Source organism: Massilia sp. Masssp94 (assembly GCF_059491305.1).
In genome coordinates, this window is the sequence record NZ_CP168501.1 from 77899 (window position 1) to 101508 (window position 23610).

15 protein-coding genes and 1 pseudogene are annotated in these 23610 nt (G+C 64.3%); 11 read left to right on the forward strand and 5 right to left on the reverse strand.

Translation table 11 applies throughout. The features are described from left to right. The first annotated feature begins 58 nt into the window (after window positions 1-58). The 5 genes from ACEN9G_RS00385 to ACEN9G_RS00405 all read left to right on the forward strand — a co-directional run bounded on the left by ACEN9G_RS00385 (window position 59) and on the right by ACEN9G_RS00405 (window position 6449). Window positions 59-1474: a circularly permuted type 2 ATP-grasp protein gene (locus tag ACEN9G_RS00385; RefSeq protein ID WP_413344888.1), complete on the forward strand. Its 1416-nt coding sequence runs from the start codon at window positions 59-61 to the stop codon at window positions 1472-1474. After that, the gene (locus tag ACEN9G_RS00390) at window positions 1474-2421 is read left to right on the forward strand and encodes an alpha-E domain-containing protein (RefSeq protein ID WP_413344885.1); all 948 of its coding nucleotides are present in this window, start codon (window positions 1474-1476) and stop codon (window positions 2419-2421) included. The genes ACEN9G_RS00385 and ACEN9G_RS00390 overlap by 1 nt, the downstream gene beginning before the upstream one ends. A gap of 1 nt (window position 2422) precedes the next feature. Beyond that, window positions 2423-3232 (forward strand): transglutaminase family protein, encoded by an 810-nt coding sequence (locus tag ACEN9G_RS00395; protein ID WP_483127545.1) that lies wholly within the window; start codon window positions 2423-2425, stop codon window positions 3230-3232. A gap of 36 nt (window positions 3233-3268) precedes the next feature. Further along, on the forward strand, window positions 3269-4144 hold the full coding sequence (locus ACEN9G_RS00400) for a proteasome-type protease (RefSeq protein WP_413345047.1): 876 nt from the start codon (window positions 3269-3271) through the stop codon (window positions 4142-4144). Window positions 4145-4388: 244 nt separating this feature from the next. Beyond that, complete coding sequence (locus ACEN9G_RS00405; protein ID WP_483127546.1) at window positions 4389-6449, forward strand: family 43 glycosylhydrolase; 2061 nt, start codon at window positions 4389-4391, stop codon at window positions 6447-6449. 31 nt (window positions 6450-6480) lie between these two features. Here ACEN9G_RS00405 and ACEN9G_RS00410 read toward each other — a convergent pair whose 3' ends face one another. Further along, window positions 6481-6816, reverse strand: coding sequence for a hypothetical protein (locus ACEN9G_RS00410; protein WP_413341944.1), 336 nt, complete (start codon window positions 6814-6816; stop codon window positions 6481-6483). A 201-nt stretch (window positions 6817-7017) separates the two neighbouring features. Between ACEN9G_RS00410 and ACEN9G_RS00415 the strand changes: the two genes are divergently transcribed. Further along, window positions 7018-8625: an AAA family ATPase gene (locus ACEN9G_RS00415; protein ID WP_413341942.1), complete on the forward strand. Its 1608-nt coding sequence runs from the start codon at window positions 7018-7020 to the stop codon at window positions 8623-8625. Beyond that, complete coding sequence (locus ACEN9G_RS00420; protein ID WP_413341941.1) at window positions 8612-9577, forward strand: hypothetical protein; 966 nt, start codon at window positions 8612-8614, stop codon at window positions 9575-9577. Before ACEN9G_RS00415 ends, ACEN9G_RS00420 begins: the two co-directional genes overlap by 14 nt. 265 nt (window positions 9578-9842) lie before the next feature. Here ACEN9G_RS00420 and ACEN9G_RS00425 read toward each other — a convergent pair whose 3' ends face one another. After that, window positions 9843-12959 carry a TonB-dependent receptor gene (locus tag ACEN9G_RS00425; protein ID WP_495605509.1) on the reverse strand — a complete coding sequence of 1039 codons (3117 nt, stop codon included), beginning with the start codon at window positions 12957-12959 and terminating at the stop codon, window positions 9843-9845. A gap of 443 nt (window positions 12960-13402) precedes the next feature. Between ACEN9G_RS00425 and bufA2 the strand changes: the two genes are divergently transcribed. Together bufA2 and ACEN9G_RS00435 are read left to right on the forward strand one after the other, a co-directional pair. Next, window positions 13403-13723, forward strand: coding sequence for a BufA2 family periplasmic bufferin-type metallophore (gene bufA2 / locus ACEN9G_RS00430; RefSeq protein WP_413341937.1), 321 nt, complete (start codon window positions 13403-13405; stop codon window positions 13721-13723). 84 nt (window positions 13724-13807) lie between these two features. After that, window positions 13808-13933 (forward strand): annotated as a pseudogene (locus ACEN9G_RS00435) (multinuclear nonheme iron-dependent oxidase); the annotation flags it as partial. A gap of 431 nt (window positions 13934-14364) precedes the next feature. Here the strand turns inward: ACEN9G_RS00435 and ACEN9G_RS00440 are convergent. Both ACEN9G_RS00440 and ACEN9G_RS00445 read right to left on the reverse strand, forming a co-directional pair. Further along, the gene (locus ACEN9G_RS00440; protein ID WP_413342716.1) at window positions 14365-16707 is read right to left on the reverse strand and encodes a glycoside hydrolase family 31 protein; all 2343 of its coding nucleotides are present in this window, start codon (window positions 16705-16707) and stop codon (window positions 14365-14367) included. A gap of 595 nt (window positions 16708-17302) precedes the next feature. Further along, window positions 17303-20335: a TonB-dependent receptor gene (locus ACEN9G_RS00445; RefSeq protein ID WP_413342713.1), complete on the reverse strand. Its 3033-nt coding sequence runs from the start codon at window positions 20333-20335 to the stop codon at window positions 17303-17305. Between the two features lie 453 nt (window positions 20336-20788). Between ACEN9G_RS00445 and ACEN9G_RS00450 the strand changes: the two genes are divergently transcribed. Further along, window positions 20789-22048: an ROK family protein gene (locus tag ACEN9G_RS00450; protein ID WP_483127548.1), complete on the forward strand. Its 1260-nt coding sequence runs from the start codon at window positions 20789-20791 to the stop codon at window positions 22046-22048. 23 nt (window positions 22049-22071) lie between these two features. Then, window positions 22072-23148 (forward strand): oxidoreductase, encoded by a 1077-nt coding sequence (locus ACEN9G_RS00455; RefSeq protein WP_483127549.1) that lies wholly within the window; start codon window positions 22072-22074, stop codon window positions 23146-23148. Here the strand turns inward: ACEN9G_RS00455 and ACEN9G_RS00460 are convergent. Then, on the reverse strand, window positions 23145-23564 hold the full coding sequence (locus tag ACEN9G_RS00460) for a MarR family winged helix-turn-helix transcriptional regulator (protein ID WP_413671468.1): 420 nt from the start codon (window positions 23562-23564) through the stop codon (window positions 23145-23147). The two genes, ACEN9G_RS00455 and ACEN9G_RS00460, sit on opposite strands and share 4 nt — an antisense overlap. Window positions 23565-23610 lie beyond the last annotated feature (46 nt).

A 23610-nucleotide genomic window follows, 5' to 3' on the forward strand; every position in this document is an offset into this window, starting at 1 on the left:
GTATTCCGCTGGCACGCTTCTTGATACGACTTCCGTGTCGACATCACGGAAGGCGGCCATGACAGACTTTTTCAACGAGATGACGGCGGACGGCGCAGGCGCGGTGCGCGACCACTATCGCGCATTCGACGACTGGCTCAGGCACCAGCCGCCCGAGCGGATCGAACGCAAGCGCGCCGAGGCGGACCTCACGTTCCGCCGCGTCGGCATCACATTCGCCGTGTACGGCGACGGCGCCGGCACCGAGCGGCTGATCCCGTTCGACACGATCCCGCGCATCATACCGGCGCACGAGTGGGCGCGGCTGCAGGCGGGCCTCGCGCAGCGCATCAAGGCGCTGAACATGTTCGTGCACGACATCTACCACGGCCAGGACATCGTCCGCGCCGGCATCATCCCGGCGCAGCAGATCTACCAGAACGCGCAGTACCGCCCGGAGATGCAGGGCATCAGCGTGGCGTCCGACATCTATGCGCACATCGCGGGCGTGGACATCGTGCGCGCCGGCGAAGGCGAGTTCTACGTCCTGGAAGACAACCTGCGCGTGCCGTCCGGCGTGTCGTACATGCTGGAAGACCGCAAGATGATGATGCGCCTGTTCCCGGAACTGTTCGCGCGCCACCGGGTCGCGCCCGTGGAGCACTATCCCGACATGCTGCTGGAGAACCTGCGCTCCGTCGCGCCGGCCGGCGTGCTCGACCCGACCGTCGTCGTCATGACGCCCGGGACCTGCAACTCGGCCTACTTCGAGCATGCGTTCCTCGCGCAGCAGATGGGTGTCGAGCTGGTCGAGGGCAAGGACCTGTTCGTGGACGCCAACGCCGTGTACATGCGGACGATCCGCGGACCGCGCCGCGTCGACGTGATCTACCGCCGCCTCGACGACGATTTCCTCGATCCCCTGGCATTCCGCGCCGATTCCACGCTGGGCGTGCCGGGCCTCCTCTCCGTCTACCGCGCCGGCCGCGTCACGCTGGCGAACGCCATCGGCACCGGCGTCGCCGACGACAAGTCCGTCTACCCGTACGTGCCCGACATGATCCGCTTCTACCTGTCGGAAGAACCGCTGCTGCACAACGTGCCGACCTGGCAGTGCCGGCGGCCAGAAGACCTCGCGTACACGCTGGACCACCTCGACCGGCTGGTCGTCAAGGAGGTGCACGGCGCCGGCGGCTACGGCATGCTGATCGGGCCGGCGGCCTCGAAGCAGGAGATCGAGGATTTCCGGCGCCGCCTCGTCGCCCGCCCGGACGGCTACATCGCCCAGCCGACCCTGGCCCTGTCGGCGTGCCCCACCTACGTGGAAAGCGGCATCGCGCCGCGCCACATCGACCTGCGTCCGTTCGTCCTGTCGGGCAAGACCATCTCGATGGTGCCGGGCGGCCTGACCCGGGTCGCGCTGCAGGAAGGCTCGCTGGTGGTGAACTCGTCGCAGGGCGGCGGCACCAAGGACACCTGGATACTGGAGGAATGATGCTGAGCCGCACCGCAGACCACTTGTACTGGATGGCGCGCTACACCGAGCGCGCCGAGAACACGGCGCGCATGCTCGACGTTGCCGTGCAGACGGCCATGCTGCCGCAGTCCGCCCTCGACACCGAACAGGCGTGGCGCGCCATCCTCGGCATCTCCGAGCTGCAGGGCGCGTTCGACGCCGCCTACGGCACGCTCGACGCGAAGAACGTCCTCGCCTTCATGGTGAGCGATCCGGCCAATCCGTCGTCGATCGTGGCGTGCCTGACGGCGGCGCGCGAGAACGCCCGGGCCGTGCGCGGCGTGCTCACGACAGAAGTGTGGGAAACGCAGAACGCGACATGGATCGAGCTGCGCGACCGCCTCGGCGCGAACCTCGACGCCGACCCGGGCGAGTTCTTCGACTGGGTCAAATTGCGCTGCCACCTGGCGCGCGGGGTCACGCTCGGCACCATGCTGGACGACGAGGCCCTCGTGTTCATCCGCCTCGGCACGTTCCTGGAGCGGGCCGACAACACGGCCCGCCTGCTGGACGTGAAATACCACGGCGCCGGCGCCGCGGCCACGCATGACGTGCTCACGCAGCGCGAGTTCTATTACTGGGCGGCGCTGCTGCGCTCCGTGGCCGGCTTCGAAATCTACCGCAAGGTCTACCGCGATTCGATCACGCCGGCGCGCGTGGCCGAACTGCTGATGCTGCGCGCCGACATGCCGCGCTCCCTGCTCGCCTGCATGGAGCAGGTCGTCGCGAACCTGAAGGCCGTGCGCAACGACGTTTCCGCCGGCACGGAGCGGCTGGCGGGGAAGATGCGCGCCGAGCTGCAGTTCGCGCGCATCGAGGACGTGCTGGCCGCCGGCATCGACGAGACGCTCGGCACCTTCATGGAAAACATCTACGCGCTCGGCAACGGCATCAGCCGCGATTTTCTCGTCCCCCTGGGAGCCTGACATGCACCTGTCCATCCGCCACGAAACCCTGTACCGCTATTCGCAGCCGCAGGCCTACAGTATCGAGCAACTGCATCTGACGCCGCGCGCCGAGCCGCAACAGCAGGTGCTGTCCTGGCACATCGCGACCCCCGGCCATTGCGCCGCTTACGTGGACGCTTACGGCAACGCCTCGCACATGCTGACCTTGAACGCGCCGCACACCGCCGTGCGCATCCTCGTCGAAGGGATCGTCGCGACGGTGCCGCTGCCCGGCGGCCGCCTGCAGGCCCACGACAGCCTGCCGCCGCTGATCTTCACGGTCCCCACCCGGCTGACGCAGCCGACGACGGCGCTGGCCGACGTCGCGGCGGCCTGCCTGCCGGCGCGCGGGAACCCGGTGACGACGGCCGACCTGCTGCGGCTCGCCGCGCACGTCCACGGTGCGATCACGTACCAGACTGGTGCCACCCACGTGGACACGGCCGCCGCCGAGGCGATGCTGCTGGGCGCCGGCGTCTGCCAGGACCATGCCCACGTGTTCCTCGCCTGCTGCCATGCGCACGGGGTACCGGCGCGCTACGTGTCCGGCTACATCGATCCCGGATCGACAGGCCACGCGGCCAGCCATGCGTGGGTCGACGCCTGGGCCGAGGATGCCGACTTCACGGGCTGGGTCAGCATAGACGTGACGCACAATCGCCTGATGACGGACGGGTACACCCGCCTCGCGATCGGCCGCGACTATGAATCGGCCGCCCCCGTGCGCGGCATGCGGCGCGGCGGCGGCGACGAAGTCATGCGGGTCGAGGCGCAGATCGTCCCCGTGTAGAATGACCGCTTTCCTCGACCATTACGGATTTCGCCGATGACTTACTGTGTGGGCATGCGCCTCGATGCCGGCCTCGTGTTCCTTGCCGATTCACGCACGAACGCCGGCGTCGACCAGGTCGGCACCTTCCGCAAGCTGTCCGTCTTCGAAAACCCGGGCGACCGCATGATGGTCATGATGACCGCCGGGAACCTGTCGATCTCGCAGGCCGTGCGCCAGACCGTGTCGGCCTGGGTGAGCGAGAACGGGACGACGATCTGGAACGCGCCGGACATGTACGAGGCCGCGCGCATCGTCGGCGACGCGGTCCGCGCGGTCTACCGGCAGGAGTCGGCCCGGCTGGCCGAGCACGGGGTCGACTTCAACATCAGCATCGTGTTCGGCGGCCAGATCCAGGGCGAGCGCTGCCGCCTCTTCTACGTGTACTCGGCCGGCAACTTCATCGAGTCCCATGACGAGAACCCCTATTTCCAGATCGGCGAGGCGAAATACGGCAAGCCGATCATCGACCGCGTCGTCACGCCGCGCACGTCGCTGGACGATGCGGCCAAGTGCGCCCTGATCTCGATGGATTCGACCTTGCGGTCGAACATCTCGGTCGGCCTGCCCCTCGACCTGCTCGTGTACGAGGACGGCAGCCTGGCCGTCACGCGGTTCGTGACCATCGACGAGCACAACCAGTACTTCCAGCTGCTGCGCACCAGCTGGGGCCAGCAATTGAAGACCGTATTCGAGGGCATGGCCGCACCGGTATGGGATGCCGCGCCGGGCACGACGGACAACGTGCTCTCTTCCGCCAACCTGCACAGCCGGCCAGTGCGTGCAGCGCTGCCGCCGGGCATGACGGCCGGGGCGCCGCCGGCGCCATTACAGTCGGTCGCCGAACAGCCGCCCGTGCCTGCCCAGCATTGACCTCCCCGTCGGGCCCAGCCGCGAAGCGATGATTTTTTCCTGGCGACCGATACCGGGTTCGGTATCGCTCCGGTCGGTTAGTTGCAGAACCGGCGGCGGGTTATCGCGTAAAAGCCAGCAATAACAACGACTTGGCGATGACGGCGCGACGCGCTCCTGCCGCCGCCGGCACCGCGCTGCCCTTTTGACAACGCTACCATGCATGCCCTACATTGCCGGATGCCCTGAATCCACCGGATCCCACATGACCGCACACCGCCCCCGCCCGCCGCGCCTTGCCGCGACCGTCCTCGCCCTCTGCGCCGCCCTCGCCTGCATGGGCGCACGCGCGCAGGAAGAACCGCGCCCCGCCACCGGCCTGTCGACGGCCACCTGGACGCCCGACAACGGCAACGGCACGTTCACGAACCCGCTGTTCTACGACGAGTTCTCCGACCCGGACATGATCCGCGTGGGCGACTGGTTCTACCTCACCGGCACGACGATGCACGCGATGCCCGGCCTGCCGGTGCTGCGCTCGCGCGATCTCGTGAACTGGGAATTCCTCGGCTATGCCGTCGACAAGCTGGACTTCGGCCCGGCCTACCGCCTGGAAGACGGCAAGAGCATCTACGGCCAGGGCATCTGGGCCCCGAGCCTGCGCTACCGGAACGGCACGTTCTACATCTTCAGCAACGTGAACGGCCGCGCCACGCAGATCTTCTCCGCCACCGATCCGCGCGGCCCCTGGACGCACCGCGAGATGAAGCGCAGCCTGCACGACCTGTCCGTCCTGTTCGACGACGACGGCAAGGCGTGGGTCGTATGGGACCACCAGCGCATGCACATCGCGCAGCTGACGGACGACCTGACGGACATCGTGCCCGGCACCGAGAAAGTGCTGTTCGCGCAGGACGCCGGCATGGGTGAAGGCGCGCACATCTACAAGATCCAGGGCAAGTACTACATCCTCTCCGCCAACTACGCGGGCGGCTTCCGCATGCCCGCCGCGCGCGCGGACAAGATCGATGGTCCGTATGAAGTGAACCAGGCCATCAGCAAGGACGAGGACTTCGGCATGGCCAAGGGTTACCGCCTGAAGGACAACAAGACCCCCACCGCGATCGAGCCGCCGGACCCGTCGGCCCGCAACAGCAACTCGCTGCACCAGGGCGGCATCGTGCTGACGCCGGCCGGCGAATGGTGGGGCTTCTCGATGATGGATTTCAATTCGGTCGGCCGCCTGCTCAGTCTTTCCCCGATCACGTGGAAGGATGGCTGGCCGTACTTCGGCCTGCCGGGCAACCTGGGCCGCAATCCGCGCACGTGGGTCAAGCCGAAGACGGCCGCGCCCTCCCCGATCGCGGTACCGTTTGCGCGCAGCGACGATTTTTCGGGCACGGCCTTGCAGCCGCTCTGGCAGTGGAACCACGTGCCGGTCGACGGCCAGTGGTCGCTGACGGAACGCCCCGGCTTCCTGCGCCTGCACGCGCTGCCGGCGACGTCGTTCTGGCAGGCCCGCAACAGCCTGACCCAGCGCGCCATCGGCCCGCGCTCGTCGCCGACGGTAACGCTGGATGCGTCCGGACTCGCGGCCGGCGACGTCGCCGGCCTCGCCCTGCTGAACCTTCCGTATGCGACGCTGGGCGTGGAAAGGACGGCGACCGGCCTGCAAGTGGCACTGTACGACCAGGAAACCGGCCGCACCGTGCGCGTGCCGCTGCCGGCCGGCGCCACGCGCGTGCAGCTGCGCGCGGATTGCGACTTCCTCACGGAGCAGGCGCGCTTTTCCTGGTCCGTCGACGGCAAGGACTTCGCGCCGATCGGCGCGCCGTTCACGATGGTGTTCCAGCTGAAGACGTTCCAAGGCGTGCGCTATGCGCTCTTCAACTACAACCAGTCCGGGAAGACGGGGGGGCACGCGGATTTCGACAGCATCGACGTCTACCAGCCGAATCCGCACGGCCTGATGCGCGCGATCCCGTTCGGACAGCGCATCCAGCTCGCGGAATTCAAGACCGGCCGCAAGGTGGCGCCGTATCGGGTGCAGGACATGGGGCTCGGACGTGTCGCCCTGCAGTCCGGCGCGGCCTGGGTCAGCGTCGACGCGAAGGGTAACGTGGGCGTGCGCAAAGGAAAGCCCGGCAAGGCGGAGAGCTTCCAGTGGATTGAGACGCCGACCGGCGAACTGGTGCTGATGTCGCTCGTGACGAACCGGTTCGTGCGTGTCGATCCGGTCACGCATGCGGTGCGGGCGGACAGTCCGGGGCCGGTGCCGGATGGGAGCGACGGGGTGCGGTTCACGTGGTCCGTGGCCGCGCAATAGAAAAAACCCTGTTCGTGCTTTTCATGCGAGCTCAGGCGGGCATCGACACGAACCCGCCGCTCGTATTGACGAGGCCGACCATGTTCAGCGTAAGCCCCCCACTATTACCGTTTTGGTCGCGAGCGGCGCGCCCATTCGTCGAACGAACAGCAGGATTGTGTAACACGCTCAGTTCCACGACCGATCCGACGGTGACCATGCCAAGGATAGCGGCAATGACGCCCTCGAAGGGCGTTCCGGTGTAACCATTCGCGTTCCAGCAGCAATCTGCTTGGAACATCAGTTTGAAGCGGGTGTCCTGCGCAATCGACAGGCAGTGCCAACCGATGGTGGCGGCACTGGAACAGGTTGCGATTCCGTACTCCACCAGGGGCTGGCAGCTCCGCGGTCCGAGTTTGAGGTTTACTCGGCCATACGCACCTACGCTGCCGAAGACTCTTGACTCACCTCCTCCAAATGCTCGCGGCGTTAAAGAGAGCTTGGTGACAATGCGATATTTTTTTCGTTCCGTCTTGCAACTATAATTTCATTTTTATATTGCCGGCGCCGTCTAATCGGTGAACGAGTCATGTCACAATTGCGCCTCCACGCATTTATTTTGCCAAGCAAGCCATCTCCATCGCTGCTATTTCTGACCAATGTTTACTGTTTGCACGAAGATTCCATTGCCAGCAATGAGTTGACTGTTACGCTAAAGTTCAATACCGGTCATGCCGCATTGGAGTCAACGATTCCGGAAGCTGTGGAGTCTCTGACTGTGCTCTACGGCGTAAATGGTGGCGGCAAAACCAAGTTGCTGCTACAAATTTGCAATACCCTTGCACGTGAGGAAGGGGAAATACCGCTCGGTGTGCTCTGGGAGCGGGACGGAGATTTATATGTTGATCCGGGCAGCCATTTGCATGATGTCACTGTAATTCTTCATGAGCGAGTCGTTACTCATCGCTATGTCGAACATTTTGGACCCGGCTTCGGAACGGTGTTCTACACAACGTCGCCGTTCGAGGCAGCGCGACGTCGCGCAGCGTTTGCGGCAAGCCCTACGCTGGACGTCACGCCATCATTCGCTTCCGACAACCCTTTTGGAGGCGTTGCACTGTTTCGCGCAGCGACGGCATTACCGCGTCATTTGACGTTCATCCAGTCAATGGAAGTTGCGCCCAAGGTCAAAATCCCGTCGCTGCGCTCGCAAGTAGAACGCTACACGTCAAATGTCAAGCGGGGCGAGGCGCCATCTGAGCCAAAGTATGTATCCCTGACACGTGAGGAATATACGCGTATCCGCAACCTCCCCGTTCAATTGGACGACAGCTTGGCGGCCCAATTGTCGATCGAAATGGAGCGTGCCCGCCTTCTTAGTGATGAGGATGCCAAGGATTTGCTGCGCAGATTGGTCACCGAGCTCAAGGATCAGGACCCGCCCCAAGCAGTCCGAAACGTGATAATGCTGCGCTACCCGGCCAGCGGACCAGCCAGCGCACGTATCTATGATGCCATCACTCAGGCCAGGAACAGTGGCCGGATGGGACTTCGGCGCAGAGGCCCTTTTCTGAACTACGTCCAGGACGCTGGCAATTGGGCGGAGGACGTTACCGAAGGTCTACGCCAAGCCGAGGATCTCGGTCTCTTGAAATGGTCCTTTTTGCATTTGAGCAGCGGACAGGTAGCAATGCTTATGCTTTTCGCCTCATTAGCTGGCGCGCTGGAACAACTGGCGAGCAGACACATCCATTCTGTCGTTCTGACGGTAGACGAAGGCGAGATGTTCATGCACCCGGAGTGGCAACGAACCTATCTGTCGCATCTGACAGGGTTCTTGCAACACTATCGCTCGCGCTTTAACGCGATTCATCTTGTTTTGTCCACCCATTCCTTGATTCTCGCCGGTGACGCGCCTCCGAACCGACTGTTCGATGTTCAACACGGAAGGATGAACAATGGATTTGCTGCGGCACCAGACGAGTTGCTAAAAACGGTGTATCACGTCGACGAATTCGCAGGAGAACTTGCCGCCACACAATACTCGCGAATTGCCAGCTATCTGCGCGAAGATGGAACACCCGAAATGGCGCTCGAGGTTCTTGCATTGGTCCAGCAAATCGCGTCGAAACGGTTACGGAAGTACCTCGTCGAAGAGATCACCCGCCGGATTGAGACATATTATGCTCAAGCTTGATGCACTCTCGCGCATTGCCTGCCAAAAGCACCTCGACCTGTTACGGGTACGCTTTGATATCGGCATGACAACAGGCTTGGCGAGCCTCGCAATTACCGACCCAATTGACAAAGGCCTGTTGAATTTTCTTGAAAATATGCTGGACGGTATCCTGATCGGTTCGCCTTCACGGCTTTCGCGGATCGCCCGTCTTGTCCAAGGCCGTTTCCCAGCATTCAGTGCCTATGCGGCGCGCACGCAGAAGGGGAATGCGACAATCGACCTGATTCACAAGAACACGCTTGCCGTCATTGAATCCTGTTTCGACTACGACAAATTTTCGGAGAAGCGGACCGACTGGTGCGCTTACGAACTCGTAAGTGCACATAACCTTCGGATATGTCCGTATTGCCACGCCCATCATATCAACTACTATGTTGACCCCGACGCTACTACGGTGGCGCGGAAATACCGCATTCGCCCTCCGCTCGACCATTTTTTACCTAAATCCACTTATCCCTATCTCGCTGTTTCCTTGTACAACCTGGTGCCGTCCTGCCCGCAATGCAACTCGAGCATCAAATCAGCAGCCGATCCGTTGACACTCGGCCTGCCCAGTCCTCATGACCACACGAGCTCCGTGTCGATACGCTTTTCGGCAAAAGGCTCAATCCCGAGTCTATTCCGTGGAACTGTTGAAGAAATTAAACTTCATGTAACAGGCGTCGGTATTCCGTCTGCCGCATTGGTTGATGCTTTCCTGCTTCAGGAGCGGTACCAGTGGTATCGCCACGAAATCAAAGACCTAATCGAAAAATACGAAGCCTATCGCAATATTCCCAAGGAACTTCACGAAATAGTACCGATGGAGCGCTTTGTTTTGGGTTGTGCCGCAACTGAGGTCGACAAACGATTGATCGGACGATGTCTGAATGACATTTATACGGAGCTCAAAGATGACGAGCTTGCATAGTGAGCTGCGGAGCAAAGTATATCTTTGGTAGGAAAAAAGGGAGGGTGGTCGTTGTGGCAGCGTAGGCGTTAATGGTCCAGCGCAACGTCAGATTCTACGCCGTGCATCTTCCCTGTAGAGATTTACTCAGAATAAAGCAGAACGAACACAAGAGGCGCGTGACGACGTCGCAAACCAGCCATTAAAAAAGGAGCGGCCGGAGACACGGCCGCTCCACGAATACCGGACCGCCAGCAAAACGGCCCGGGGAGACGCAACTAAGTGATCAGAACGAGGTACGCAGGGACATGGTGTAGCTGCGGCCCGGCTTGTTCTCGTCGAAGATCGCGTTGGAGAACGCCGTGTAGTTCTGGCTCTTCGCGTTGTTCAGGTTCCAGACGCTGAGCGTCAGGTCCGCGTTGTAGCCGAAGCCGAACACCTTCTGCAGGTTCATGCCGGCCGACATGTCGACCTGCGAGCGCCCCGTCGAATATGCGTACACGCCATTGCCCAGACCCGTGTTCGTATTGCTGATCAGGCTGGACTGGTACTGGCGCGATACGCGCAGGTTCAGGCCGTCCTTCTCGTAATACACGGTCAGGTTGTTGGTGCGCGGCGGGACGCCGGCCACCGGCGGTGCGCCCGCGGCTTCATCCTTCTGCTTCGTGTACGTGAAGTTGCCCGTGAAGCCGAAGCCTTTCACCGGCAGCATGTCCAGCGGCTGCTGCCACGTGAATTCCAGGCCGCGCACCTTCAGCTTGGAGTCGATCATGTACGGCTCGGTGATGATCACGTGCTTCTTGTCGCGACCGCCGGCGGCGTCCACGGCCGCCTGCTGCGCGTCCGTCAGGCCCACCGTGCCGTAGATCTTGTCCAGGTCGGACAACGTGTAGTCGATCTGGCGCTGGCCCGGGCGGCTCACGATGTCCTTGGCGAAACCGGACAGCGCGACATAGCCTTCGCGGCTGAAATACCATTCCAGGCCCGCGTCCAGGTTGTTGGCCTTGAACGGCTTCAGGTTCGGGTTCGTCACGTTACCCTGGTTCACACCCTGGTCGCCGATCGAGAGCTGGGTCTGGTGCAGGTCCGCCGGGTTGGCGCGCGTGAGCGACTTGGAGCCGGACAGGCGGGCGATCACGTTCTTCGTCAGGTTGTACGAGAGGTTGAACGACGGCAGGATGTTGTGGTACTTGGTCGATTCGTACACCCAGGTCTGCATGTCCGGGTAGCGGCCGCCCTGTTGCAGGCCCTGCGCGGCGTTGCGCGGGTCTGGCGTGTTGACCGGGGCGCCGATCGTCTGCTCCGTCGTCGCGTAGCGCACGCCGGCGTTGTAGCGCAGCGTGCGGCCGAACACGGGGAAGCGGCCATTGGTCGAGAGGTAGAACGCCGACACCTTCTCGCGCAGGTAGCCGCCGTTGGTCGTCGGCGCGGCGAAGAACAGGTTACGGTAGTGCTGGTAGTTGGTGTCCTGGGCAAACTTGTCCCAGTCGATCGTGATGAAGCCGTGATCGCTCTTGTGGACGTACTTCGCCAGGTCGCCGTTCGTGACGGCGGAGCCGAGGTAGGTCAGCGGCGCCGTCTGGCCCTGCGTGTAGCCCGTGCCGTAGCCGGGATAGGTGCCGGCGGGGATCGGACCCGGCGCGAAGCGGCCGTCGCACTGGCCTTGCAGCGCCCGGTCCGGCTGGATGAACTGGTAACTGGTCTGGTTGCCGCAGGTGTAGTTCATCCACGCGTCGGCGTTGCCGTAGTCCGTGTAGCGGCGCGTGATGTCGTCGAACGAGCCGCCCACCTTGATCGCGAACGTGTCGTCGCCCCAGTTCAGGTTCAGGCGCGAGCCCTTGGTCGTGTTGCGGCGCTGGTAGATGTCGCCGCGCAGGCCGGAGAGGCCCTGGCCCGGCTGGTACCAGCCGAACTTGGTCGGGTCGTTGATGTCGATGTTGCTGGACATGACCGGAATCTGTCCGGGCGTCGAGTTGTCGTACTTGACGACGGTCGGCGCCGACTGCGTCGCCACCAGCACGGTCGGCATGTCGCGGTAGAACTCGCTGTCCGTGTAGTTGACGTGGCCGTCGATGGTCAGGCGGTCGGACGCGTGCCACTCGAAGCCCGGATTGATGCTGCGGAAGTGCGTGTTTTCCTTCATCGGGCGGAATTCCAGGCCCCAGAAGGTATTCGCCAGCGTGCCGCCCGTGATCGTGCAATAGGCCGAGCAGTCGGTGCGGTCGAACGTCAGGCCGATCGGGATCGGGGTATTGGCGCGCATGCCGGCGGCCATGTCTTCCTGCTGCATCTTGTTGCCCTTCTGGGCGAAGATCAGGTCCGTGTAGACCATCCAGTCCTCGTTCGGCTGCCACTGGAAGCTCAGCGTCTCGCCGCGGCGGCGACGCTCGCCGTCGTACACCAGGTAGCGCGGCAGGCGGCCCATCAGGCCGTTGTCGATCTGCTGGATCGTCGCGCCCGGGTTCAGCGCCAGCAGCATCGCGCGGTCGATCGGCGCGCCCGGCTTCAGCACGGCCTGCGCGTACGCCGGCAGGGACGACAGGTCCATGCCGCTGGGGACGGTGGTCGGGCTGTTGAAGTAGTCGCCGCCGATCGAGGCCGGGTCGGAGGCGTTGCGCTGGTCCGCATTCAGGCGGAACGTGCGCATGTCGACGGTCTGGAACACGTCGGTGTGGTATTTCGTGTTACCCCAGGCGAAGCCGAACAGCGCGCCGACCTTGCCGAAGCGCGTGTTCCAGGTGTTGCTGACGAGGGCCGACCCCGTGTTGCCCCACTTGCCGTCCTTGTCGCGGTAATTGCCGCTGGCCGTGAACGCCGAACGGAAACCGTTCTTGTCGAACGGGCGCACGCTGCGCATGTTGACGGTACCGGCCACGCCGCCTTCGCTGATGTCCGCCTGCTGGCTCTTGTACACGGTCGCGCTGCGGAACAGTTCGGACGGCAGGAAGTCCATGTCCACTTCGCGGTTGGCGCTGATGTTGCCGCCCCAGCTGCCGGCCGAAGCGGACGCCATCGGGGCGCCGTTCAGCAGCACGCGGGTGAACGCCGGCCCCATGCCGCGGATCGAGATGTTCATGCCTTCGCCGTCGATCGACGCGCGGGTCACGGTGACGCCCGGCACGCGCGACAGCGCGTCGGCGATGTTCGGGTCGGGGAATTTGCCCATGTCCTCGGAGAACACCGTGTCGGTGAGGCCGTTGTTCTCGCGCTTCTCCAGCGCGGACAATGCCAGCGAGCTGCGGTAGCCCGTCACGGTAACGGTCGGGGCGCTGCCCTGCGCCTTCAGTTCGGTGTTGTCCTGCGCCCAGGCGCTGGACACGAGGCCGGCCAGGACGGTCAGTGCAAACGCGTTGCGGCAATACGGTGTCTTGCGCCGGGCGGCGCTGTTCCAGTGGTGCATCATTTGTCTCCTCTCTCTTCTTCTCTGGTGGCCTTGTGGCCTTTTTGGTCCTGCGTCGAGATGGTCGGTGCTGCGTTCATTTTCCGGTGACTGTTCTCCTTGTTCGGTATTTTTTGCGCTCGCCCTAACACAAAATGTTAAACGCTAACATTTTTGGGCACGGTACGAACTGCGCCGGACTATCGATGAAAACACCCCGTAAAGGTTGTTGTTCAAGTACGACGTCTGACATGTAGGTACCATACTTGAGTAAATATCATCGAACCAATAAATTTTTTCTCGTCATCGATACTCGAATTCATATCGCTCTCCTCATAGACGAGGACGCTCCCTCTGAGATTTGCTATCCGCTACCACAAATTGCGTGTTAGGGGTGTTATGCGATAACAACACATAGGATGTCTGACCTTATTCAGGTTGCATGCATCACATGGGTTTGGGTTCAAATGTGTCGTAATTCCCCGTCGACGCAGTGCCGGGGATTCCATCGCCATCGCCCCCCCGGCATCGCGAGCCCGTCGCATGCCGCCGGCAAGGACCAGGAACAGCCGGGCCGCTGCTACGGCATCAACGCCTGCAAGGGCGAGCGCCTGTGTGCCACGGCGAAGAACGATTGCAAGGGCCTGAACCACTGCAAGGGCCAGGGCGTGATCGTCAAGACGCCGACGGCATGCAAGGCGCTCGGCGGCACGCTCACCGAAAATGAGCAGGTCGTCACCGAAGAAGCGCGGGGCGGGCTCCCCGAGCCCGCGCGAACGCCGGCGTGACGCGACCGTTACTGCGCACACCGATCGAACGAGCGAGCCATGTCAAGCGCCCGAAGGCGCTCGTCGCCGCGGGCGATCCCCTGTATGTGTCGGATCACCTCTCGTGGTCGCGCACCGGCCGTTTCAACTCGCACAGGCTGCGGCCTGCTGCTGGACGTGAACAACGTGTACGTCAGCGCCGCGAATCACGGTTTCGATCGTTTCGCTTATCTCGACGGCATCCCCGCGCAGCACGTGCGCCAGGTCCATCTCGCGGGCCACAGCCGGAGCAACCCGCCGCGCGCGTGGAAGCTGGATGCCTTCCCGGATAACCGGGATCTGCGCGAACTGGCGTGGATCGAGTGGTCGCTGGCGACGGCCTTCGTCGCGCGCGCCTGCGCGTGCTTGCGGCTGCGGATGTCGAAGCACTGCAGTTCGCCCGCGCCGAAGGGAGCTCCGGCGCGCGGTGCACGCGGCTCGCCGACTGGATCTGAGATGGGCTGGGCTGGGCTGGGCGGCGCTGCTGGTGCCGCTGATTGCGAAGGGAGGTGGAGACTGGTCGCTGGACCGGATGATCGGGGGTTGGTGGGCTCGGGGAGCCCACCCTACGGCTGCGTCGAATTCGTAAGGTGGGCACCCTGTGCCCACCATGCGTCACGCGATTATTTACCTACGACTTTCACGATGCTCGACAGGTTCTTCGCCAGGTTCGCATCGCCACCGCGGGCCTCGAGCTTGCCGGCACCGTCGTTCCACTGCAGACGGGTCGTCGTGCCCTTGCCCTTCTCGTAATCGTACGACACGCCGTCGTCGTCATACAGGTCGAAGGACGCGTCGCGGCCCGGGTAGACCTTGACCGAAGCGATACCCTGCTTCGTCGCGGTCGACTGGATGTCGGTGCCGAACGGGACGATCGAGCCGGCCTTCACGAACACCGGGATCTGCGAGATCGGTGCGGCAACCTTGACCCACTGGCCGCCGGCGAGCTTCTCGTCGGTCCAGAAGTTGTACCAGTCGGTGCCGGCCGGCAGATAGACGTTCTTCTCCGTCTGGCCCTGCTCCGTCACCGGCGCCACCAGGAACGCCGGACCGAACATGTATTGCGTGCCGATGTTGGCGACGTTCGGGTCGTTCGGGAAGTCCATCCACAGGGCGCGCATGAACGGTGCGCCCGTGTCGTGCGTGAACTTGGCCTGGCTGTAGATGTACGGGATCAGCTGGTAGCGCAGCGTGTCGTAGCGGGCCAGGATGGTTTCCGCCTGCTTGCCGAAGGACCAGATGTCCGTGTGCTTGTGCTGGCCGTGCAGGCGCAGCGTGGGCAGGAACGTACCGTACTGGAACCAGCGGGTCAGCAGCTCCGGATAGTCGTCGTTCTGGCCGACGACGTCGCGCGCATCCGACGGATCGAGCAGCGGCGGCTTGGTGCCGTCGCTCTTGCCCGGGATGCCCTGCCAGCCGCCGATGTCGTTACCCCACAGCGCGATGCCGGAAGCCGTCATGTTCAGGCCCGTCGGGATCTGGCGCTGCAGCGCTTCCCACGTCGCGTTCACGTCCGAGGACCAGAACAGCGCGCCCGTGCGCTGCGAGCCGAGGTAGGCGGCGCGCGACAGGATCAGCACGCGCTTGTTCGGCTTCCACGTGCGCATGTTGTCGGCGAAGCCTTCCACGTGCAGCAGCGGGAACAGGTTGTGGTAACGGTCGCCCGAGCCGATCGAATAGAAGTAGCCGTCCGGGACGAGGTCCGGTTCGGTCTCGTCCAGCCACGGGTAGTCGAAGCCGTGCGACAGGATGTTGTCGCGCGATTTCTCCCAGAACCACTGGCGCGCTTTCGGATTGGTCGCGTCGATCAGGCCGCCGGTGCGGTCCGAACGGAACGGCAGGCCGTCGACGGTCTTGCCGTCCTTGTCCTTCAGCAGATAGCCCTTCGCATCCAGCTCGTTGAAGTAGCGGCCCGCCGTTTCATAGCGCGGCCAGATCGAGACGATCGACTGCATGCCCATGTCGTGCAGCTGCTTGTTCATGCCGTCCGGGTCCGGGAACTCGGCCGGGTTGATGTCCATCTGGCCCATGCGGGTCCAGTAGAACCAGTCGACGACCATCACGTCGAGCGGATATTTTTTCTGGCGATAGGTGTTCGCGACGCGCAGCACTTCCTGCTGGCTGTCGTAGCGCGCCTTCGACTGGATCAGGCCGAACGCGGCCTTCGGCGGGATCGGCGTCTTGCCGGTCAGGCGCGCGTAGCCCGAGTAGATCTCGTCGCTGGTCTTGCCGGTGATGACGAAGAACGACACGCGCTCGCCCACGTTCGACTGGAAGCTCGTGCGCCCGTGGATGCCCGCGTTGAAGCGCGTGACCGACGGGTTGTCCCACACGATGCCGTAGCCCTTCGACGACACCATGAACGGCACGCAGACGGATTCGCCGGTCGGCGCGTCGTACCAGTGCTTGCACTCGAGCGTGCGGCCGCGCAGGTCCAGGGGACCCGTCGATTCCTGGTTCTGGCCCATGCCGTAGTAATGCTCGTCGCGGGCGGCGGCAAACGACGCGCCGACCTGGTAGGTCTTTTCGCCGTTGACGGTCTGTGGCGACATCTCCCAGCCCTGCATCTCGAGGATCTGCTCGCCCTTGGCGTTCTTGACCTGCAGGCCCACCGGCGCCAGCGACGGCGCGAAGTATTTCTCCGGCTGGCTCGGCGTGCGCGCCGGCGGCGCCGCGTTCACGTGCACGGTCATGCCATTGGAGGTGAACGTGTCGCCGTCCTGGCCCGCGGCATGGCGGAACGCGCCGTTGTCCGCGTTCTTCTTCAGGATGCCGTAGCCCGGACCCTTGAGGACTTCGTCCTTGTCGACGGCGATCGTCACGTGGACGATGTTCGGGCCATACGCTTCCACCGACACCCAGGCACCGTTACGGTCCAGGGTGGTCAGCGGAGCGGCGAAGGCCGCGGGTACGATGGCAAGCGCCGATGTTAGCGCAATCAGCGTGCGGTGCAGGGTAAGTCTCATCCAGTCCTCTATCGCAGGTGGTGAATCGGGCGACGCGTTCGCAAGTGGCGGCGATGGGCCGGAGAGGCTGTCATTACGGGCCGTATGACCCGTGGCACGCGCGTGGCGGGCGGTTTCGGACGTCTCCTCGGCACATTACCTGCCGGGAGCGGCGGCGTGCGCGTTATAGTTGAACTGTTATTGTCGCTGTTAGCGGTCACATACGCAATCGCTAAAAACGCCGAAGGAAGGAAAATAATACGTTGCTATACGCTACCATCCAACAATTCGGGGTCAGAGCACATTTCGGCGTAACTTCAGGGTCAGAGCCCTTTTTGGAGCAAGGTCTTGCACGAACATATCCGCGGCGCCGACGGGGGGCGACGGCACTACATGCCGGCAAGATGGCACATCTCGTGGTTCCGTTATTACATGCCGAGATATTGATCCGAAATGTGCTCTGACCCCGAATCCAGCCCGAAATGTGCTCTGACCCCGATTTCGCTGACCCCGATTTCGCTGACCCCGATTTCGAGCGACAAAAAAGGGCCGCCCCTTGGGACGGCCCTTCGAGCGGGCGGCGCACGCAGCGCCGCGCCGCGCCGTCAGCACATCATCAGAACTTGTAGCGCGCGCCCAGCATGTAGCGCGGGCCGCCGGTCGTGACCTGCAGCACCTGCTGGTCGCTGCGGCCGTGCGTGCGCTGGGTCGAGTCGGTCAGGTTGATCGCCTCGAGCGACACGGACAGGTTCTTGTTGACGTTGTAGCCGATCGACAGGTCGGTCTGGCCGTACGGCTCGACGTACTGCGGGTTCGGCTTGCCGTTGTCGGCCACGTTCGCCAGGAACTCGCCGCGCCAGTTGTAGGCCAGGCGCACCGACCACTTGTCGTCCTCGTAGATACCGACCAGGTTGGCGGAGTTCGACAGGCCGACCAGCGCGAACTGGTTACCCGTGCCCAGGTTGTCGTACTTGAGGTCCGACTTCACGTACGTGTAGTTCGCCTGGAAGCCGAGGCCGTTGCTGAACATGTGCTGCCAGTTGACTTCCGCACCCTTCAGCGAGGCCTTCTTCTGGTTGATGTACGTCGTGATCTGGTACGGCAGCGCCGGGTCGCCCGGCACGCCCGTGATCGTGCCGGTGTAGTGCCCTTCCCCATTGATCCCCTTCGACGTCACGCCCGGCTGGCCGTTGAAGTTCTTCAGGATGTAGTCGCGCATGCAGTTCGTGTCGGTCGCCACGCAGCCCGACGCGATCGCAGCCTTCCAGTAGGCGCCGCCCACCGGCGTCAGCGCCGTCGGCGACGGCGACGTGACGACGGTCTGGCCCGCGTAGTCGGACAGGTCCTTGTGGAACAGGCCCAGCGACACCATGCTCTGCTTCGTGTAGTACCACTCGGTCGACAGGTCCAGGTTCTTCGACTTCACCGGCGTCAGCGCCGGGTTGCCGCTGCTGCCCGTCACGCCCGTCACGCCCGCCGTCGAGCTGTACGTGGTACCGCCCTGGATCTGGTCGTAGCGCGGACGGCCGATCGACACGCCGTAGCTCGCACGCACCTTCAGGTCGGAACGCACGTCCATGTCCCAGTCCACGGTCGGCAGGAAGTTGCTGTACTTGCCGTGCTGGGTCTGGAAGACCTGGTTGCCGAAGTCCACCGGCAGTTCGTTCTGCGAGATCCAGCGCACGCCGACCGGCAGCTTGGCGAGACCGGTCGACGCGACGTCGGTCTTCTCGTAGCGGAAGCCGATGCCGGTGTGCATCGGCAGCGCGGTATCCCAGTCGGTGTTGAACTGCATGTACAACGCCTTGGTCTTCTCGATCGTCGTGCGGTCGAAACTCGGGTTCGCGAGGCTCGGGGTGTAGCCGGCCTGGTCGCCCGTGACCTTGATCGCGTTGTCGCGCACCTTGGCGAAGTCGAACAGCATGAACTGGTTGTACAGGCGCGGATCGCCCGAGCCACCCAGCTTGCTGAAGTACTGGCTGATGGTGTCGGCATGCCACAGGCTCTGGTCATAGTCGACGCCCGCGTTGTTCGACGTGCCGCCCGCCCACGTGTCGCGCTGCACCTGCTGGAACACGGAATGGTTGTTGACCTTCGTGTGCGACAGGCCGAAGTTCAGGTTCGACGATTCGAACAGCTTCAGGCTGCCGCCGGCCTGGATCTGGTCGATCTTCATCTTGTTCAGGCCGTCCTGGAACCACGAACCGGACACCTGGTTCGGCGAGGCCTGGTAGTTGGCGCCGCCCGGGATGACGAGGATCGGCATCTCCTGCGTGAAGTCGACGCCGGTCGTGTTGCGGCTGAAGGTGACGGTCGCGAGGTCGTTGTTCGAACCGAACGGGCTGTCCTTCTCGGCCTTGGCCTGCGAGTGGTGCATGTCCAGCGACAGGCGCAGGGCCGGCGAGGCGCGCCACTGCGTGTTGAAGCCGATCGAGTCCAGGGTCGACTTGGTGGCGAAGTTACCGCCGTTCATCGCCAGATCCTGGTTCTTCACCTGCTCTTCATAATAGATCGGCGACGCGAGCGGACCGTTGGTCCAGCTGCTGGTCTGGGCGTTCAGCGGGTGATTGAACCAGACCGACAGTTCGTGGTACTTGGTCTGGATCTTGTTCTGCGCGTACGTGTAGTCCAGCGTGGTCGTCAGTTCCTTGACCGGGCGGAACTGGAACGTCAGCTGGCCGTTGGTACGCTGGCGCTGCGAGCCGCGCACGAAGTACGACAGGTTCTGCGGCGTCAGGTAGATGTCGGACGCCTTCGGCGGATTCGTCACGCCGGCGCCGTTCGCGGGGATCGGACCCGGGTCGTCGCTGACGGTGTTGCCCTTGTACGGGCCGAGCCAGCCGTTGGTGATGGCCGCCTGGTTCACGCCCAGGTTGCGCGACTGGTAGCTGCCGGTGACGGCGAGGCCGAACATGCCGTCGTTCCACGTGGTGCTGTACAGGCCCGAGACTTCCGGCGTGACCTTCTTGCCGGCGTCGATACCCGGCAGGTTGTTGTTCGACTTGTCGTACACACCCTTGACGCCGATGCTGGCCTGGCTGCCCAGGTCGAGCGGACGGCCGGTCATGATGTTCAGCGTGGCGCCGATGCCGCCCGGGGGCGTGTCGGCGCGTGCGCTCTTGTACACCTGGATCTGCGACACGGCTTCCGAAGCGAGGTTCGAAAAGTCGAATGCGCGGCCGGCCTGGTCGGCCAGGCTGGCGGTCGGCATCTGGCGGCCGTTCAGCAGCACGACGTTCAGGTCGGGGCCGACGCCGCGCACGGTGACGTTGGCACCCTCGCCGCGCGAACGGTCGATGGACACGCCGGAAATGCGCTGCAGCGATTCGGCGAGGTTGGTGTCGGGGAATTTGCCGATGTCGTCGGCGACGATGCCGTCGACGATACCATCGGAGTTACGCTTCAGGTTCAGCGTGGACTGCATGCTGGCGCGGATACCCTTCACGACGACGGTGTTCGTCGCGACGCCCTGCACCGGCGCGGTGACGGCCGGGTCGTTGGGCGATGCGATGCCATTGGAAGCACCATTGCTCGCGTCCTGTGCGAATGCCGGTGCGACCAGGGCGGCGCAGGCGCTCGCAACGGCGAGGCTGATCAGGCGGTGCCTGGTGTTCAGGTGGTGGGTAAAGACCCTCTTGGTGTGCAGCACTGTGTCTCCTCTCGTCTCTCGAAAAAAACGCCGCGCCCGCCGGGCGACGACGTCCGTGGTGGTGGTACTACTCCTGGCGTACCCGCTTCATGGATTGACTCTTTGGTCACTGATAGCGGACATCATTTGTTTAAGATTAAGAACAATACTTCCATTGGTCAATCGGTCGAACCAAAGTTTGCACGGTCGAGAGGCGCCCGCGCACCAGTTTGGGCGGTGGTTATTCGTGAGAATGATGTATTACGTAACGTACGTACTACCGTGTCCGATTTTTGTTCAAGAAATCGATTTCATAAAGAAATCAATCACTTCGTTCGGAACCGCTACAAAGCGCATCCCGTTATACTTTTCACCAACCGACAGCGCCGGAGTTATGATTATGCATAATGCATGACCAACAAAATTTTCCAATCTGTTGCATAATCATCACAACCCACTTGATTTTTCCCACCCATGCCCGTCACCGGTGACCAGCAACTCCTCAAGCAACTGAACCGCATGGCACTGGTTCGCCAGGTCAGCATCCAGCCTGGACTGTCGCGCGCGGCGCTGGCCGACGTGCTGGGTTTGACGAAATCCACGATCAGCCTGCTCGTGCGCGAACTGGTCGACGAAGGCTGGCTCACCGAAAGCGAACTGCTCGTGACGGGCGAAGTGGGCCGGCGCGCCACGCCCCTGCACCTGGACCCGTCGCGGCTCGCCCTGCTGGGCGCCGACCTGGGCGTGGACGAGGCCCGCGTCGTCGCGACGAACCTGCTGGGCGAAGTGCTCGACACGCGCATCCTCACGTACGAAGACCCGGCCGATCCCGCCTCGTGCATCCGCCTCGTTGCGCTCGCGCTCGTGAAACTGGCGAAGCGGCTCGCCCGCCCTGCCGGCCACGGCAAGCCGCGGCGCGTGCTCGGCGTGGGCATCGGCCTGCACGGCGCCGTCGACGAGGCCCTGGGCCTGCTGCGCCACGCGCCGCACCTGGGCTGGCGCGACATCGACGTGGCCGGCATCGTGCGGACGCACGTCGCCGGCTCGCCGCTGGACGGGCTGCCGCTGTCCATGCAGAACGAGGCGAACGTGGCGGCGCTGGGCGAATTCGAATTCGCCGACCAGTCGGGCACCGATCCGCTGATCTACCTGTCGATCGGGTATGGCGTGGGCGCCGGCGTGATCGTCAACGACCGCCTGCTGACCGGCCTGCACGGCTATGCCGGCGAGGTGGGCCACGCGATCCTGCAGGCGGGCGGCCCGCTGTGCCAGTGCGGCCGGCGCGGCTGCGCCGACGCGCTGATCGGCCTCGGTTCGCTGCTGGGCCGCGAACGCCCCAGCCATCCCGCGCTCGAGCGGCTGTTCCAGCGCGTGGCCGACGGCGACCCGGCGACGTGCGCCGCCGTGGACGCGGCCGGCCGCCAGCTCGGCATCCTGCTGAACAACCTGTGGGCCGGCTTCGATCCGATGGCGATCGTCATCGGCGGCCCCGCGCTGCAGCTGGGCGACGCCTTCATCGAACCCGCGCGGCACGTGCTGGCCGCCTATGCGCACGCCGCCATGCTGCTGCCGCCCGCCATCCGCACCTCGCATTTCGGCGCCCAGGCCGTCGCCGTGGGCGCCGCCGCGCTGGCGCGCTACCGCGTCACGCGTCCGCTCGACGTGCTGCGCATCGAGCGCGAGACCGGCCGCGGTACGGCCACCCGCCCGGCGGGACTGGCGCTGCCGCACTGACCGCAACAACATCAAGGAACACAATGACTGCTGACACGATCAACGTTGGACTCATCGGCTATGGTTTCGCCGGCCAGGTCTTCCACGCGCCGCTGCTGCGCACGACCCCGGGTCTCGCCATCGCCGCCGTCTCCAGCCGCAATCCGGACAAGGTACGCGCCGACCTCGGCAGCGTCGCCGTCCATGCGGAGCCGGCCGCCCTGCTCGCCGATCCGGACGTCGCCCTCGTCGTGCTGGCCAGCCCGAACGCGACCCACTATCCGCTGGCGCGGGCCGCGCTGGAGGCGGGCAAGCACGTCGTCGTCGACAAGCCGTTCACGGATACGGCCGCGCAGGCCGCGGAACTCGTGCGCCTTGCGGAAGACAAGGGCCTGCTGCTGAGCGTCTACCACAACCGCCGCTGGGACAGCACGACGCGCACCGCGCTGCGCCTGCTCGCCGGCGGCACCCTGGGACAAGTCCGCCACGCGGCCATGCACTTCGACCGCTTCCGCCCGCAGCCGCAGGAACGCTGGAAGGAAGAGGCCGATGCGGGCGGCGGGATCTGGCTGGACCTGGGCCCGCACCTGATCGACGAAGCCCTGCTGTACTTCGGCGAGCCGCTCGCGATCGAGGCGGACCTGCCCATGCTCCGTCCGGGCAGCCGCTGCGAAGACCAGTTCCAGGCGCGCCTGCGCTATGCGGACGGCCTGCGCGTGGACCTCGGCGCCAGCATGCTGGCCGCCGTCGCGCGCCCGCGCGTGGCGCTGCATGGATTGAACGGGAGCTGGGTCAAGCAGAGCCTCGACCCGCAGGAAGCGGACCTGATCGCGGGCCGCCGGCCGGGCGGCGATGCGGCCGCATGGGGCGTGGACACCGAGACCGGCGTGCTGGCCGTCCTGAACGACGGCAAGGTGGCGTCGTCCGCCGTGCCGACCGAAAACGGCGCGTATCCGTCGTACTACGCCGGCATCCGCGACGCGCTGCTCGGCAAGGCGCCGAATCCGGTGCCGGCCCATCAGGCGCTGACCGTCATGCGTTTGCTGGACGCCGGCCGGATCAGCGCGGCGGAACGGCGCGAAGTGCTGTTGTCCGAAGTCCCCGCCCTGAGCCTGCCTTAAGCCTGCCCTGCCTCCAGGTTCGCGCGCACCCGCTCCAGCAAGTCGAGCAGGGTCGCGCGGTCCGCCTCCGCAATCCCCTCCAGCGCCGTCTCGGCCAGCGCGCCATCATGGCGGTGCAGCGCCGCGAACATCGCCTTGCCCGCCTCCGACAGCGACAGCCGCGTGCTGCGCTTGTCAGTCTCGTCCGCGGCCGCGTCGAGCAGCCCGCGGTCGCGCAGGCCGCGGATCAGGCGCGCCAGCTGGGCCTTGTCGCGTCCCGAATGCGCGGCGAGGTCGCTCTGCGTCGCACCGGGCCGGCGCGCGAAGAAGCCCAGCACCTTGATCTCCATGTGCGCCAGGTCGTGCGGCCCGGCACGCAGGCTGCGCTGCTGGGCCGAGCGGTACAGGTGCATGATCGCGTGGACGCGTTCCAGCACCTCGAGCGCGGGCGACGGGGGATTTTGGTTGACTTCATCAACTATG

Excerpts from the sequence above, each read along its gene's own strand:
- ACEN9G_RS00385 (WP_413344888.1), top strand. The coding sequence starts at position 59 with ATGACAGACTTTTTCAACGAGATGACGGCGGACGGCGCAGGCGCGGTG.
- ACEN9G_RS00390 (WP_413344885.1), top strand. The coding sequence starts at position 1,474 with ATGCTGAGCCGCACCGCAGACCACTTGTACTGGATGGCGCGCTACACC.
- ACEN9G_RS00395 (WP_483127545.1), top strand. The coding sequence starts at position 2,423 with ATGCACCTGTCCATCCGCCACGAAACCCTGTACCGCTATTCGCAGCCG.
- ACEN9G_RS00400 (WP_413345047.1), top strand. The coding sequence starts at position 3,269 with ATGACTTACTGTGTGGGCATGCGCCTCGATGCCGGCCTCGTGTTCCTT.
- ACEN9G_RS00405 (WP_483127546.1), top strand. The coding sequence starts at position 4,389 with ATGACCGCACACCGCCCCCGCCCGCCGCGCCTTGCCGCGACCGTCCTC.
- ACEN9G_RS00415 (WP_413341942.1), top strand. The coding sequence starts at position 7,018 with ATGTCACAATTGCGCCTCCACGCATTTATTTTGCCAAGCAAGCCATCT.
- ACEN9G_RS00420 (WP_413341941.1), top strand. The coding sequence starts at position 8,612 with ATGCTCAAGCTTGATGCACTCTCGCGCATTGCCTGCCAAAAGCACCTC.
- ACEN9G_RS00425 (WP_495605509.1), bottom strand. The coding sequence starts at position 12,959 with ATGATGCACCACTGGAACAGCGCCGCCCGGCGCAAGACACCGTATTGC.
- bufA2 (WP_413341937.1), top strand. The coding sequence starts at position 13,403 with ATGTGTCGTAATTCCCCGTCGACGCAGTGCCGGGGATTCCATCGCCAT.
- ACEN9G_RS00440 (WP_413342716.1), bottom strand. The coding sequence starts at position 16,707 with ATGAGACTTACCCTGCACCGCACGCTGATTGCGCTAACATCGGCGCTT.
- ACEN9G_RS00450 (WP_483127548.1), top strand. The coding sequence starts at position 20,789 with ATGCCCGTCACCGGTGACCAGCAACTCCTCAAGCAACTGAACCGCATG.
- ACEN9G_RS00455 (WP_483127549.1), top strand. The coding sequence starts at position 22,072 with ATGACTGCTGACACGATCAACGTTGGACTCATCGGCTATGGTTTCGCC.